The 15378-nt window shown below is 51.9% G+C and carries 13 protein-coding genes and 1 pseudogene; 4 read left to right on the top strand and 10 right to left on the bottom strand.

What is annotated here, in order from left to right; translation table 11 throughout:
* Positions 1–16 precede the first annotated feature (16 nt).
* Positions 17–1165: pseudogene (locus RIC05_RS09970) on the top strand (NnrS family protein).
* A 55-nt stretch (positions 1166–1220) separates the two neighbouring features.
* Here RIC05_RS09970 and RIC05_RS09965 read toward each other — a convergent pair.
* The 3 genes from RIC05_RS09965 to RIC05_RS09955 all read right to left on the bottom strand — a co-directional run bounded on the left by RIC05_RS09965 (position 1221) and on the right by RIC05_RS09955 (position 3634).
* The gene (locus RIC05_RS09965; protein ID WP_350044005.1) at positions 1221–1916 is read right to left on the bottom strand and encodes a Crp/Fnr family transcriptional regulator; all 696 of its coding nucleotides are present in this window, start codon (positions 1914–1916) and stop codon (positions 1221–1223) included.
* Complete coding sequence (locus tag RIC05_RS09960) at positions 1894–2631, bottom strand: Crp/Fnr family transcriptional regulator (RefSeq protein WP_350046937.1); 738 nt, start codon at positions 2629–2631, stop codon at positions 1894–1896. The genes RIC05_RS09965 and RIC05_RS09960 overlap by 23 nt, the downstream gene beginning before the upstream one ends.
* A 295-nt stretch (positions 2632–2926) precedes the next feature.
* Positions 2927–3634: a DUF542 domain-containing protein gene (locus RIC05_RS09955; protein WP_350044003.1), complete on the bottom strand. Its 708-nt coding sequence runs from the start codon at positions 3632–3634 to the stop codon at positions 2927–2929.
* 261 nt (positions 3635–3895) lie between these two features.
* Between RIC05_RS09955 and ubiT the strand changes: the two genes are divergently transcribed.
* Genes ubiT through ubiV form a run of 3 tightly spaced genes read left to right on the top strand, consistent with a single transcriptional unit; the run spans position 3896 to position 6522 of the window.
* A complete protein-coding gene (gene ubiT / locus RIC05_RS09950) occupies positions 3896–4606 on the top strand; it encodes a ubiquinone anaerobic biosynthesis accessory factor UbiT (RefSeq protein ID WP_350044002.1) in 711 nt (236 codons plus the stop codon).
* A gap of 24 nt (positions 4607–4630) precedes the next feature.
* Positions 4631–5608: a ubiquinone anaerobic biosynthesis protein UbiU gene (ubiU, locus tag RIC05_RS09945; RefSeq protein ID WP_350046936.1), complete on the top strand. Its 978-nt coding sequence runs from the start codon at positions 4631–4633 to the stop codon at positions 5606–5608.
* A complete protein-coding gene (gene ubiV, locus RIC05_RS09940; RefSeq protein ID WP_350044000.1) occupies positions 5605–6522 on the top strand; it encodes a ubiquinone anaerobic biosynthesis protein UbiV in 918 nt (305 codons plus the stop codon). The genes ubiU and ubiV overlap by 4 nt, the downstream gene beginning before the upstream one ends.
* A gap of 68 nt (positions 6523–6590) precedes the next feature.
* Here ubiV and RIC05_RS09935 read toward each other — a convergent pair whose 3' ends face one another.
* Genes RIC05_RS09935 through RIC05_RS09905 form a run of 7 tightly spaced genes read right to left on the bottom strand, consistent with a single transcriptional unit; the run spans position 6591 to position 15372 of the window.
* The gene (locus tag RIC05_RS09935; protein ID WP_350043999.1) at positions 6591–7109 is read right to left on the bottom strand and encodes a DUF2478 domain-containing protein; all 519 of its coding nucleotides are present in this window, start codon (positions 7107–7109) and stop codon (positions 6591–6593) included.
* 46 nt (positions 7110–7155) lie between these two features.
* Positions 7156–7779, bottom strand: coding sequence for a carbonic anhydrase (locus RIC05_RS09930; RefSeq protein ID WP_350046935.1), 624 nt, complete (start codon positions 7777–7779; stop codon positions 7156–7158).
* Between the two features lie 45 nt (positions 7780–7824).
* Positions 7825–8643, bottom strand: coding sequence for a peptidylprolyl isomerase (locus RIC05_RS09925; protein WP_350043998.1), 819 nt, complete (start codon positions 8641–8643; stop codon positions 7825–7827).
* A 57-nt stretch (positions 8644–8700) separates the two neighbouring features.
* Positions 8701–9396, bottom strand: a complete 696-nt coding sequence (gene narI / locus RIC05_RS09920; protein ID WP_350043997.1) for a respiratory nitrate reductase subunit gamma — start codon at positions 9394–9396, stop codon at positions 8701–8703.
* An 11-nt stretch (positions 9397–9407) separates the two neighbouring features.
* Complete coding sequence (gene narJ, locus RIC05_RS09915; protein WP_350043996.1) at positions 9408–10112, bottom strand: nitrate reductase molybdenum cofactor assembly chaperone; 705 nt, start codon at positions 10110–10112, stop codon at positions 9408–9410.
* Positions 10112–11635 (bottom strand): nitrate reductase subunit beta, encoded by a 1524-nt coding sequence (gene narH / locus RIC05_RS09910; protein WP_350043995.1) that lies wholly within the window; start codon positions 11633–11635, stop codon positions 10112–10114. The genes narJ and narH overlap by 1 nt, the downstream gene beginning before the upstream one ends.
* Positions 11632–15372 (bottom strand): nitrate reductase subunit alpha, encoded by a 3741-nt coding sequence (locus tag RIC05_RS09905; protein ID WP_350046934.1) that lies wholly within the window; start codon positions 15370–15372, stop codon positions 11632–11634. Before RIC05_RS09905 ends, narH begins: the two co-directional genes overlap by 4 nt.
* Positions 15373–15378: the final 6 nt, after the last annotated feature.

The raw sequence follows: 15378 nt of genomic DNA, 5'->3' as shown, positions 1-15378 counted from the left end.
AGTGCGAAGGTGTGACATGCGCCCCATCCGAACAGAATTTGTTGCTTTGTTTCTACTCGCCGGCTGCGTATCACTGTTGGCCGTGCCACTTCAAGTTCTTTCGTCGGTTCCTCATGACCAACAAATCCTTGCGTTAATACCGCTCCCCCAACGGCCGTTCTGGCACGGGCATGAGATGCTGGTCGGATACAGTCAGGTCGTTCTGGGGGGATATTTGCTGACGCGGCCGCGGAATGAAATCATCAGACTTTTTATTCTGCTATGGATTGTCGCACGCGGCACGATCTTTATTCCGGGTCAAACCGGTACCTACCTTGGCTTTGCAACCAACATTGCCGTGTTCGCAATGCTGTTCTTTTATGGCGGCCTCGCATTTTTCTAGGCGGCAAAGCGTCTGAAATCAGCAATTCCGGGAATAATCATACTTTTGCTTATGCTTGCAGAAATTGCGTTTCAAATTGGCGAGATTGTTCATTTGCCCGCGCTTCAGGAAACAGCACTGCGCGCAATCATATGGCTTCTGATTGTTTTGCTGTTTTTGATGGGCGGGCGCATTATTGCCGCAGCGACATCAGGCGCACTGCAAAAACGGGGAATGTATCAGCCTTACATGGCGCAAGGTCGGCTAGAAAGCTATGGTCTTACCTTGCTGATGGCAGCAGCGATTTGTGATCTGAGCGGATTATCTTCAGTTCTATCCGCCCTCTCAAGCATCCTGGCCGGGTCTGTGATTTTCTTTCGGCTATGGAAGTGGCGCATCTGGATCGTTGCGGACGCCCTTAATCTTACATCGCTTCACCTTGGGTATGCGATGTTGGCAATTGGCCTGATTCTCAACGCAGTATTTTTAATTACCCAGGAATACTCCGGCCTGATTGGCTTTCATGAAGTACTGATTGGCGGGTTTGCCATTCTTTCAACATCGGTAATGTGCCGAACGGTATTACAGCGCCTACGTTTCAACCTTTCTCTTCCGGTTGCAATGCGTATCTCCACAATATGTCTTTTGGCATCTTCCTTTACCCGTATGGGCGCAATGCATGACGGAGCGATGTCAGAAATGCTCATGGTCTCAGCCGTTCTGTGGGAAATCGCTTTCTTGTGTTTCGTTGGCGCGCTGATCTTCATTGTTTGGCGGTTTCAGCATCCCCTTGAAACATGGTAGCTACGCAAAGGTGGTCACCTAATCCAGATGCATCTCTCCTCGGGTCAGTTCTGACCTAACGTGCCAGTTCCATAAGTGCGGCTCGATCTAGGATTTGCAGTTTTGGCCCCGCAGAAATAGCGCCTGCTGCTTCGAGTTTGCGCAAAGATCGCGAAAACGTTTCCGGAGTAATACCAATCCGGCTGGCAATCTGACGTTTTTCGGGAAAACTCTTGCCACTTGTACCATCAATCAGTGCGCCATTGCGGTCTTCAAAATCAACAAGAAAGGCGGCAATCCGCTGGATCGGACGCGTGTGGCGCAACTTGTAGATTTCCTCCAGAAAGAACCGTTCCCAGCGCAACAAGCTTGCCAGAACATCCCCGACGACATCAGGTGCACTTTTCAGAATCCCCAAATAGGCCTTACGCGGAACTGCAATGATTTCGCAATCCTCAGCGACCTGACATTCTACCGGGTAGGTGCGACCAGCAAATGAAACAGCTTCGGCAAAGGACCCGGCCTGGGTCAGGAAATGCATCACTGTTTGATCACCTTGTGACGACGTTTTCACAAGCCGCAAATGACCAGACAACAAAATGTAGAAATATTCCGCAACGTCACCGGCACGGAAAAGATGATCGCCCCGGGAATGGCGATCGACCCTGCATGTCCTCATCAGCTCTTTTAACCGTTCTTCGCCAAGAGCTGCCAATAGGGGAACCTGAGATATCACTTCATGATCGGCATTAGACAGCGGTCTTGAAACCATCCGACTGTTCCTCCCTGTTTTCATTGTTCGATAAACCGCACCACTCAGCCAACATCTCGGTATCGGATATTCGAATAATGCACCCATTGGAATGCTGGGAGACACCGTGCTCGGAAAGTTTTTTCAGTGCCCTCGAGAATGTCTCGCTGGTCATGCCAATCTTGCGGGCCAACGCGGACTTTTCGATGGTAAGAGGCGTTTCATGGGCATCACCCACAGGAACCGCATCGGCAAGCAAGTAGATGCCCAAGCGTTGAGCCGCAGATCGGCACTTAAGCTCTTCGGTCTGACGCAACATCTGACACAGCCTTTCTGCGACGACCGACATCATCGTCAATGCACGATCAAAATGCGCCGAGAGAAAAGTAGAAAAGGCGGCTCCGTCAATTCGAATGGCCGTCGTCGCGTCAAGCGTTTTGACCGAAACAGCGTAACAGGCCTGCGGCGCCAGCGCACACTCCCCCACAAGCTGCCCGTCCCCCAGCAAATCAATAACGCCAACCTTGCCGTCCTCATCTGTATAGGACAGTTCAACATGTCCATTCACAATCAGAAACAGGGCCGAAGCCGGATCTTGGGCACGAATCATTACAGTATCCGGCTCAAACCGAACCCACGTACATAACGATGCCAGCTCACGGATTTCATCTTGCTGCCAGTTTTTAAAGTAGCGCACAGACTGGAGAACACCCGAGATTCGATCAATATCTCTCATCGTAAACTCTCGATTGCAAATGGACTTGTTGTTAAGCATTGGAACAAATCTAACATTCAACCGGGTGGCTGGGATTGTTCCATATCAATCTGATCCGTCAGGCACACAAAACAACGCGTTTTTGTGGCCCAGATGCAACCCGGGACAGAAAAACCAGCATCTTTCCAGCAAGACTTGCAAAAACGTCCACGCCAAAAAGTAAAACCCCGTCCCATTTAAAAGACGGGGTTCATCCACAAATTGGATCTGCTAATTGGCAGGGAAAATAACTTCTTCAATCAAATCTTGATCGGGGTTATTCAAATCTGGGAAACAGAACCGAATTTTCCAAATACATATGCGCAACCAGATCTTCGATCAGCTTACTGGTGCTACTGTACAACCTATGCCAAGAACTACAGGCTCCGTCGGGGACAGTACAATTGTTTGTCAATTTCTGCAGTCGGTGAATCGCTTGACTGTGATCGTCATGCTCTTCGCGCATACAATGAATGGGCATGGCCAACGCATTTGAGATCGGCATGTTCATGCTCATTTCACGCATGGCTGGGAACAGAACATTTTCTTCCTTCATCATATGCATATCAAGTTGATCGGCCATTTCTATAAATGCATCCGCGAGCCCCACCGGCGCATCTGGATGATCACCATGTACAATTTCAATCTCACGCGCGAGGGCGATCAATTCCACCAGTTCATCGCGGTGAACATCATGATAGCGCGAAAGAATGAAGTTGATGAATCCGGCGACGTCGGACACATCGGGCAAGTTCAACGGCCCTTTGGGAAGTTGGCAGAGCTCCGCAGCAATCACATGCGGATCTAGCTGCTTTCTTTTTGCAACATCTGAAAGTGTTTGGTCAGCGTGGCAACAGAACCCGACACGATGCTGGCGGAAAACCAGAGTTGCGCCCGGGAAACAAGCAATCAAGCTCCCCAGCGGCTGGTCAAGAAGTGCGGTAGGCACAACGCCTTTTTTCGCCTCGTTCAACGCATTTTGCATAAAGGTTTCCTTCCAAAAATCCGCATCCAGCGAACCGAAAGGAGTTTAAGACCACCCATGATTTGGCAGATTGACGATGGTCAAGTTGGTTTATTGTAAAAAAACGTGTTCCCTGTCTTTGTTGCTTATTGCGTCAATGCAACAACATGTCAGGTTACTCCAATTTAGCGTAATTCAAATCTTGCGGTGACTTGACAAACATCAAACACGAGCACGCCTACCCCTGAGATACTTCGACATATCAAAACGTCGGAGAATCAAGTGGCAGGAATCTACCCTTCATTCACGCCATTTTTGCTGGCAAGCCCGTTGGTGCGCAATACGCCGACCCTTATTGTCGAGCGGATATGCCGTCATGCTATGGTAACAATGCATCGTCGCTACAGGCCAATTTTTGAACGGGTTGCTGAGCACGGACCATTCGCCCTGTTGGTTTCTCCAACCGATCTGGATTTGCAATTCTATCTGAAAGTAGATGCAGATCATCCTGAACTGCGTCCCGCAACCCACATGGCAGAAGAACCTGTTGAAGCCCGGATATCCGGGCCACTACCGGCATTGCTTGCCCTTCTTCAGGGAACCTCGGACGGGGACGCACTGTTCTTTTCACGCACATTGCAGATCGAGGGGCGCACAGAACTTGTTGTTGCCTTACGCAATGCCCTGGACGGAGAGGCAGTAGATCTACGTTTGGCACTCGCAGAAAGCTTTGGCGTGATGGGGCCTGTGGTCAAAGTTGCCCTTGGAATAACCGAAAAGATTTATCAGCAACTTCAACACGATATGAACCGTTCCGCAGATGCGTTGACGTCACCGGTTACAAAACGTTTGCTCGGCCTCGAAAAACGCTCGGCTGAACAGGCTACGACACTGTCCGGAATTGCAAAAACAATACAAAAACGAAGCCGCCATACGTCCCGCGCACCCTCCAGCGCGGCCAAGGATGACTTCGCAATGCCCGCTGTTTCCTGATCCACACATAATCACAGGTTCGATATGGAACTCGTTTGTCCTGCAGGAACGCCTGCCAGTCTTTATGCCGCCATCGATGCGGGCGCTGATGTTGTATATTGCGGCTTTCGGGATGCGACCAATGCGCGAAACTTCCCGGGCTTGAATTTTTCGCGCTCGGAATTACGTGATGCGGTCCGACATGCGCACAAATATGGTGTCCATGTCTATCTTGCCTGCAATACCTATCCACAAGCCGGCGCGGAGGATATCTGGCACAAGGCGGTTGATGATGCTGTGGCAATCGGTGTTGATGCCATCATTCTTGCAGATATCGGATTGCTGCGATATGCGCGTGATCGTCACCCCGAAGCACGTTTGCATTTGTCTGTGCAGGCATCTGCATCGAACGAAGAAGCAATTCGGTTTTATCATCAGGAATTCGGTGTGCGTCGCGTTGTCCTGCCTCGTGTTCTTTCACTTGATGAAATACGTATGCTTAACCAACGTGTTCAAGTTGAAACAGAGGTCTTCGCATTTGGCGGCATGTGTGTCATGGCCGAAGGTCGTTGCTCATTGTCTTCATATGCGACGGGCGAAAGCCCGAACATGAACGGCGTTTGCTCGCCGGCGGCACACGTTCATTATGAAGAACGCGGGGACACAACTGTCTCCCGGTTGGGCGATTACACAATCAACATCTATGACATTGACGAGAAGGTCGGATACCCGACCCTGTGCAAGGGCCGGTTTCGCGCGATGAACAAATCAGGCTACCTGTTTGAAGAACCCACCAGCCTTGATGTCACCGCGATGTTACCGGAATTGGCTGGTGCAGGCGTCTCGGCCCTGAAAATCGAAGGACGGCAACGCGGAAAGGCATACATATCGAAGGTCGTCAGCACATTTCGTGCATCACTTGACAGGATCGCCAAGGGACAGTTCGAAGCGCGATCAAACCTCAGCGCTCTAAGTGAAGGTCAAAACGATACGACAGGCGCATACCGGAGAAATTGGCAATGACAAGATCGCGATTGGTGATGGGCCCTATTCTTTTTCATTGGGATGAGAGCCGTAAAATAGACTTTTACAACCGTATCGCAGATGAAAGCGACGTCGATACCGTCCATGTCGGCGAGGTCGTCTGTGCAAAGCGGATGCCATTCTTTGACAAGCACCTGCCTGACGTTATCGAACGACTTCAGCGCGCCGGAAAGGAAGTGGTTCTTTCAACCCTGGCACTGGTGATGAATGAGCGCGAAGTTAACCAGCTACGTGACATCGCACACATGCCCGGCATCCTGATCGAGGCCAATGATATTTCCGTTGTGCGCTTGCTTGCAGGCCAAACGCACATGATTGGCCCTTATATCAATACCTACAATGAAGGGACGTTTTCCTATTTTGCCGATAAAGGTGCAAAACGGATTGCCCTTCCTTGGGAATTGCCGATGTCTTCGATTGCCAAATTATGTACCCTGCGCAAGGCGGTCGAGATAGAGGTTCAAGTGTTTGGTCGCATCCCGTTGGCCATTTCGGCCCGCTGCTATTCAGCAAGGGCACACGGCCTACACAAGGACGGATGCCGTTACGTTTGCGGTGAACATCAGGACGGTATGGATGTTGAAACCCTGGATGAAACGCCATTTCTGGCGGTGAACGGGTTACAGACCCTGTCCAGCCACTATACAGAACTCTCCGACAATATCGCACAGATGCAGGATACTGGTGTTTCTGCATTCCGCCTGTCCCCACACAGCCTGAATATGACCAAGGTTTCAGACCTCTATCGTCAGGTACTGGCACACGAAACCAGTCCGGAAGAACTCAGACATCACCTAAACGAGATGCACTTCCCGATGACCTTCGCCGATGGTTTCTTGCACGGTGTTCCCGGCGCAGAGTTCCGTCAGACACTTGGTCAACGAGCAGAGTAGACAGAGAAAACCGCAGCTTCCCGAACGCATTTGGCACATTGGTTTGGAGATCTATAAATCGACTATCGCTATACCAAAGCGCTGCAAGAACAGTTGTCTTCCAACCATTCGAACAACACATTCTCTTCTGGTTTCAAAACAATCTCAAGCCCACCGGCAAACTCCTTAAAGGCGTCAAGGTTTAACTGGTTAAGCCCCACCAGAACCGGGATGTTATTCACTAGCGCATAAGCGATGACATCACGAAAGCCATGTCCTTCAGCCTCGTGTTTACCAAATTTGTTAATGACCAGAACATCCGCACCTTTATGAATTTCTTGGGTCACGTGACCAACAGCATCTTCAAGCGCATTGGTATCCAGTCTGCAACCGCGGGAATGTTCACCCAATGTCTGGGAAATGCGAATGACCGGACCATCCGGCAGCACCTTAACATCCATATCGCATGGCCCATCAGTCTCGCGCTCGGAATTGATTTGCACGGTTCCACAAACGCGCCACCCCATTTCTGTAATACGCTGCGTCACGCGCGAAAGAAGCAAATCGGTATCTCCCCTGCCAGGAGCCATTGTGTAAGCGATTTTCATCTTAGTGTTCCTTTATATTCCGCTGATAGTACTGCTTCGTTCTCCGTCAGAACGTGACTTCATCAGATGTCTGAACGTCAGATGCTCGGATCGTGCAATCGAGATCACGTAAAAGACCGTCTTTCAGGCTATAGATCAGACCGTGAATCTTGATGTCTGCGCCGGCGCGCCAAGCGCGACGCATAATCGGAGTTTCTGCGACCCGACCAACACCTTCGATAACATTGAACTCTGCCAACCTGTCGCGCCGCATCTCGATATCACCGTGCTGCGCTAGTTCTCGGGCATGGAAACGGGTTTGGCGTCGGATGGGTTCAAGCCAGTGATCGGCAAGACCATGGGGAAAGTCTTCGGTTGCGGCTTTCACCCCACCACAGCCGTAGTGACCACAGACAATAATCTCACGGACCTTCAGGCTCTCGACCGCAAACTCAAGAGCGGACAGCAGATTCAAATCCGATGAATGCACCACATTAGCAACATTGCGGTGAACAAAGACTTCCCCGGGATCAAGTCCGGCGACTACGTTCGCAGGAACCCGACTATCCGAACAGCCTATCCAGAAAAACTCAGGTGCCTGATGACTTGCCAATCTGGAGAAGTATCCAGGTTCTTCTTTTTGGCGAGAACGCGACCAGACCTTGTTGCGTTCCAGTAGGTTTTCAAGCATGGGAACCTCAAACCGGTTGGAGGTACTGCGCAGTCAAAAGTGCCCTTAGTTCCGCTTCGCGTTGCTGGTCCTGCGCCCAAGATCGGCCCCGCTAATTGAGGCTGATGCAATGAGTCCATCGACAAACAGCTTTGCTTTACGCGCCCACTGGGCTTTTTCCATCGCTTCGGAGATTTTTGGTTTCACGGCCTCGAACGGCAGTGGCTGCCCCTCAGCCAATGCATCTAGCCGGAGGACGTGATAGCCATATCTGCTCAACACAGGCTCTGGCGCAACTTCACCCTCAGAAAGCTGGCGAAGAGCGGTTTCAAATTCTGGCACCGTATCGCCGGGGCGCAACTGACCAAGCGACCCGCCCGCAGACCGAGACCCACAGTCGCTTTGCGTGCGTGCGATCTTTTCGAATGTATTGCCGTCTTTACAAAGGTCACTGAGGATATCGTTTGCCCGTCTAAGGGCCAGTTCTCTCTCCACGGCGTCATTCGGATCGCATTTGCAAAGAATATGGGAAACTTCCCACAGGGGCATGGTGCGAAACCGTTCGGGGTCCTTCTGCCACTCTGTGCGAATATCTTCTTCGCTGGGGCGGGTGATCTCGATTTCTGCTTCCAGCAGGGCACGGATCTTTGCCTCATCATCGGTTTCGAACCGGTTTGGCGAGACTTCCTGCGAGACGGATTCAATGCCTTTTCTGCGTGCTTCCTGAAGCAACAGGGTACGGATCACCAATGCATTTGCCGCGTTACACAATGCATCGGCAAAATTGTCCTTTGACGCAGTATGGTTCTGCAATTCCGCTGCCACTGCTGTTTGCGGAACCGTTTCGCCATTAATGACGAGATCGGGAAACATTTGTGTATTCATAGTGCTTTGTCCTTTGTGTACAGAGGGTAGTCGGCGCATCAATGCGCCGACCGTCCATTATCGATCTGACAAAGGTCTCGTGCGACGTGACCGGACAATTTGATAGCCCGGACGCATGAAGTATCGCAGAGGAACCGAGAGCATGTGCACAAGGCGCGTGAACGGGAACAGGAGGAATATCGTCAATCCCAGAACAAGATGCAGTTTGAAGATCCATGCCACATCGGCAATGTGGCTGGCTGCATCAGACTGAAAAGTGAAAATTCCCTGTGCCCAAGACATGAATTTAGTCATTTCATGCCCGTCGAGATGCTCGAGCGACACAAAGATGGTGCCGATCCCAAGAACAAGCTGTGCCAGCAACAGCGCAAGAATGCCGATATCGGCAAAGCTTGACGTTTTGCGGATACGCGGATCAGTCATCCGGCGATGAAACAGCATCAGACCGCCAATAAGCGCCATGACACCGGCGATACCGCCAGCAACAACGGCCAGCGTCTGCTTGGCCCCGTGACTGATCCCCAAGGCATCAAAAATCCAGATCGGTGTCAGTAGCCCAACCAGATGACCAAAGAAGATCACCAGAACACCAACATGGAACAGAATCGATCCCACCATCAGTTGCTTGCGACGCAGAAGCTGGCTTGATGATGTTTTCCAGGTGAACGGATCCCGTTCATATCGGGTGATCGAGCCAATAATCAGGACCGATAGCGCGATATAGGGATAGATCCCGAAAAGGAAGTTATGCATGTGAGCCTCCTTTACTCTGCTGCTTCCGGCGGCACCGGTCCAGCGGGTTGATCAATACGCGACAGAATGTCCCGCACCTGCGGGCAACCGGCATTCGGGTCCGGTCCAAACGTGACCTCGCTTTCTTCCCATACCTCATCAAGTGCTTCGAGATCATTGGGATCGTCTTCCGGCTGTTCGAGGAGTTCGGCAACCGCATTCGCATCTGCCGCGACATTCGCCAGTTGTTGCAAGGCTTCGAATGCCGCCTGATAGGGGCTTTCGCGACGTTCCAGACGAGCGCGAATAGCCTCAAAGATGTGAGCGGCATCAGCAAGTGTGTCCTGTGCCTCTTTAAGTGGCTGGGTCGCCAGAAACTCCAGCAACACAGGAAGATGGTCCGGCAGTTCCGTTGTAGCCGGTTCAAAACCACCCGCCCGATATGTTTCAAGCAGACTGACCATTGCACCACCACGGTCCCGGCTTTCACCGTGAACATGCTCGAACAGATTAAGTGACAGGCTGCGCGAACGATCAAACAACATGACGAAACGTTCCTGCAGATCGTAAATGTCATCGTTTGACAAAGCTTCGACCAGCGGTCGCAGACCGCGACGCGCTGCCGCCGTCAGACGAGTGTCGGATGCCAGAACACCGCCGATTTCGGGCATGGCATCTTGCAGTTCTTCTGTCGGATAGCTCAGCAGAAGCGAGAGAGATTTGAGTGTGCGGTCCATCAGCTTACCTCCTGCGGCATTTTCAGAGGTTTCTTGCTGCCACCAAACAGGGACCCCTGACTGATACCCGAAGAGCAACCATTACAATTCGTAAACCCTTCGCCCCCCCGGAGGTCATAGGCTTCCTCAACCTGTTCTCGGTGGGTGGTCGGAATGACGAACCGGTCTTCGTAATCGGCAAGAGCCATGATTTTGTACATGTCCTCGATAGTTGCGCCATCAAGGCCGACACGCTTGGCGACCGCCTCATCAATGACCCCTTCTACAGTTTTCGAACGCATATAGGCACGCATTGCCAGCATCCGCTCCAGCGCATTGGCAATCGGTTCTTCGTCACCAGCCGTCAGCATGTTGGCGAGATACTTCAACGGAATACGAAGGTTGCGGACGTCAGGCATTGCCCCGTCCATACCGATCGCACCTGCTTCTGCTGCATTCTGAATCGGGGAAAGCGGCGGGATGTACCATACCATCGGAAGGGTGCGGTATTCCGGATGCAGCGGGAAGGCAACTTTCCACTCCATGGCCATTTTCCAGATCGGACTTTCCTGTGCGGCCTTGATCCAGTCTTCAGGAACACCATCGGCGCGTGCAGCGGCGATGACTTCCGGATCTTTCGGATCAAGGAACACACCAAGCTGCGCATCATAAAGATCGGTGGTTTCTTCGGCGTTGGCAGCTGCTTCGATCTTGTCTGCATCGTACAGCATCACACCGATATAGCGGATGCGCCCAACGCAGGTTTCCGAACAAACGGTCGGGTTGCCTGATTCAATACGCGGATAGCACATCGTGCATTTTTCCGACTTGCCCGTAGACCAGTTGTAATAGACCTTCTTGTAAGGGCAGCCCGAAACGCACATGCGCCAACCACGGCATTTTTCCTGATCAATCAGGACAATGCCGTCTTCTTCACGCTTGTAGATCGCACCTGACGGGCAACTGGCAGCACATGCTGGGTTCAGACAGTGTTCACACAGGCGCGGCAAATACATCATAAATGTATTTTCGTATTCGCCGTAGATTTCCTTCTGGATGCCTTCAAAATTGTAGTCTTCCGAACGCTTCGAGAACTCCCCGCCCAGGATTTCTTCCCAGTTCGGACCTTTCTCGATTTTTTCCATCCGTTCGCCGGAAATGCGTGAACGCGGGCGGGCGGTCGGAAAGGCCTTCATTTCCGGCGCGGATTTCAGGTGATCGTAATCGAAATCAAATGGCTCGTAATAGTCATCGATTTCCGGCAAATCCGGGTTGGCAAAAATGTTTGCCAGGATGCGCCATTTTGACCCCTGTTTGGGCTGAAGTTTGCCCGACTTCGTGCGTTCCCAACCACCATTCCAGCGGTTCTGGTTTTCCCAGTCGGTCGGATAGCCAGTACCCGGTTTGGTTTCGACGTTGTTAAACCAGGCGTATTCGACACCATCACGGCTGGTCCAAACGTTCTTGCAGGTTACCGAGCAGGTATGACATCCTATGCATTTGTCGAGGTTCAGCACCATGCCGATTTGTGCGCGGACTCTCATTTCCCGATCTCCTTGTCGTTTGCTTCTTCGTCGAGCCAGTCGACTTTCTGCATTTTGCGGACAATGACGAACTCATCGCGGTTGGCCCCAACGGTTCCGTAATAGTTGAAACCGTAAGACTGCTGGGCATATCCACCAATCATGTGCGTGGGTTTAAGTGTCGTGCGGGTGACAGAATTATGGATACCACCACGGTTACCGGTTTTTTCGGAACCGGGGGTATTCACGATTTTCTCCTGAGCATGGTACATAAAGGTCGAACCATCCTTTATGCGCTGCGACACAACCGCGCGGGCAGTCAAGGCACCGTTGATGTTGTAAAGTTCCACCCAGTCATTATCGACGATCCCGGCGCGTTTTGCGTCGTTTTCGCTGATCCAGATAACCGGACCACCACGGTTGAGTGTCAGCATCAACAGGTTGTCAGTATAGGTCGAATGGATGCCCCATTTCTGGTGGGGGGTGATAAAATTCAGCACCACATGCGGCACACCTTCGCGGGCCTCGTCGTTGATTTCCTCGGTCACGGTTTTGAGATCGACCGGCGGACGATAAGAAACAAACCCTTCGCCAAAGGCCCGCATCCACAGGTGGTCCTGATAAAGCTGCTGGCGACCTGTCAGAGTTCGCCAGGGGATCAGCTCGTGAACGTTGGTATAGCCCGCGTTATAGCAGACATGCTCGGACTCAAGTCCCGACCAAGTCGGTGAAGAGATGATCTTGCGTGGTTGTGCAGCAATGTCGCGGAAGCGAATTTTCTCATCTTCCTTGGGTAAGGCAAGATGGGTGTGATCTCGTCCAGTAATCTTGCCAAGCGCATCCCATGCCTTCACCGCAACCTCACCGTTGGTTTCCGGCGCCAGCATCAGAACCACTTCCGTGGCATCGATATCAGTATCGATCTTCGCACACCCCTTGGCAGAACCTTCCTGCCATACACCGTTCAGGTCTCGAAGATGCTGAACCTCTACCTCGGTTTTCCAATTGATGCCCTTGCCGCCATTACCCAACTTGTCGAGCAACGGACCAAGTGCCGTAAAGCGGTCATAGATTGCGGTGTAATCGCGTTCTACCGGGATATAATTTGGCGCGGTTTTTCCAGGAATAAGGTCACATTCACCTTTCTTCCAGTCCTTAACCTGATCCTGAGCAACTTCACCTGGCGTGTCGTGCAGGATCGGCAAGGAAACGATATCTGTTTCCTTGCCCAGATAACCCGGTACGATTTCCTGAAATTTCTTGGCAATCGCCTTGAAAATTTCCCAATCCGACTTGCTTTCATAGGCCGGGTTAACAGCCGCCTGAAGCGGATGGATGAACGGATGCATGTCCGATGTATTGAGGTCGTTCTTTTCATACCAACTCGCGGTTGGCAGAACGACATCGGAATAGACCGCCGTGGTGCTCATACGGAAATCAATGCAGACCAAAAGATCAAGCTTTCCGCGCGGACCTTCTTCGTGCCATTTGGCTTCCTTGGGCAGTTGCCGACCTTCTTCGCCAAGATCCTTGCCCATAACACCGTGATCGGTGCCAAGCAGGTGTTTTAGGAAGTATTCGTGCCCCTTGCCCGAGGATCCAAGCAGGTTGGAGCGCCAGACAAATAGGTTACGCGGCCAGTTTTGTGGATTATCCGGATCTTCACAGGACATTTCCAGATCGCCGGATTTCAATTTCTCGGCAACATAGGCCGGAATTTCCTTGCCTGCGGCCTTCGCAGCCTTTGCAACCTCGAACGGATTGGTCTTTAGTTGCGGGGCCGATGGCAGCCACCCCATCCGTTCAGCACGGATGTTGTAGTCGATCATTGAAACGTCCCAGTCCCCATCCGGTGCGGTCGGAGACAGTATCTCATCGGCCGTAAGGGTCTCATAGCGCCACTGATCAGTATGAGCGTACCAGGCACTGGTGGAATTCATGTGTCGGGGTGGGCGTCCCCAATCAAGGGCAAACGCCAGTGGTTGCCAGCCTGTTTGCGGACGGAGTTTTTCCTGTCCAACATAGTGAGCCCAACCTCCACCCGATTGTCCGACACAGCCGCACATCACCAGCATGTTGATAACACCACGATAGTTCATATCCATGTGGTACCAGTGGTTCATCGCCGCACCGATGATGACCATCGATTTGCCTTTGGTCTTTTCGGCATTTCCGGCAAATTCACGGGCGACATGAATAATCTTGTCAGCGGGAACTCCGGTAATCTTTTCAGCCCATGCAGGGGTGCCGGGCATACCGTCGGCGTAGTCACTGGTGACCCAGTCACCACCCAGTCCACGATCAAGACCGTAGTTGGCGCAAAATAGATCAAATACAGTCGCTACCCTGATCTCGCCATCGGCAGTCTGGATGCGTTTAACCGGAATGTTACGGGTTAGAACATCTGGATGTTGCGCGTCCGTCGCAAAATGTTCCGAGGCATCACCGCCGAAATAAGGAAAATCGACCCCGGCAACCTCATCATGATCCTCTTCAAGGACCAGCGACATTTTCAGATTGGTGTCTGCACCAGCAGCGCGTTCTTCAAGGTTCCATTCACCAGCTTCGCCCCAGCGATACCCAATGGAGCCATTTGGTGCGACCATGCTGCCTGACTTTTCGTCGATCGCGATGGTTTTCCATTCCGGATTGTTTTCTTCACCGAGTTTGTCGCTTAGGTCTGCAGCACGCAGGAACCGTCCCGGAAGAAGAGAACCGTTCTTTTCATCGAGTTTCACCAACATCGGGAAATCCGAATATTTCCGACAATACTCTTCGAAATAGTCTGTCTGACGGTCGAGATGGAATTCACGCAGGATCACGTGGCCAAACGCCATGGCCAATGCCGCATCCGTACCCTGTTTGACATTCAGCCAGACATCGCCGAATTTTGCCGCTTCGGAATAATCCGGGCAAATAACCGCCGATTTGGTCCCGCGATAGCGAGCTTCGGTATAAAAATGCGCATCCGGCGTACGGGTTTGCGGAACGTTTGATCCCCACAAGATCAGATACCCGGCATTGTACCAGTCTGCGGACTCCGGAACGTCGGTTTGTTCCCCCCAGGTCATTGGTGATGCTGGTGGTAAATCGCAATACCAGTCATAGAATGACATGCATACGCCACCCAGAAGGCTAAGATACCGTGAACCTGCCGCATAACTGATCATCGACATTGCCGGAATTGGCGAGAAACCAAACACCCGATCAGGGCCGTAGGTTTTTGCTGTAAAGGCGTTTGCTGCTGCGACCAGTTCGGTGGCTTCGTCCCAGTTGGCACGCACAAACCCGCCTTTGCCGCGGCTTGCAACATAGCTTGCACGCAGGACAGGGTCATTTTGAATGGCTGTCCACGCCTGGATCGGGTTCATTGTTGAACGCATCCGGCGCCACAGCTTCAACAACTTGCCGCGGATCAATGGGTTTTTCACCCGGTTTGCGGAATAAAGATACCAGCTATAGCTCGCACCGCGGGCGCAACCACGCGGTTCATGGTTTGGCAATCCGGCACGGGTGCGTGGGTAATCGGTTTGCTGAGTTTCCCAGGTGACGATCCCGGATTTGACATAGATTTTCCAACTGCATGAACCAGTACAGTTCACACCGTGTGTCGAACGAACGATTTTGTCATGGCGCCAGCGATTACGATAGGTGTCTTCCCAGTCGCGGTTTTCGCGGGTGACGTGACCGTGATTGTTTGAAAACTTTTCCAGTTCTTTATTCTGAAAAAAGTTCAGTCTGTCTAACAAGTGACTCATGGCGTT

It is taken from the genome of Thalassospira sp. (assembly GCF_040218635.1).
GTDB lineage: Bacteria > Pseudomonadota > Alphaproteobacteria > Rhodospirillales > Thalassospiraceae > Thalassospira.
This window is presented reverse-complemented; position numbering and strand designations above follow the sequence as displayed.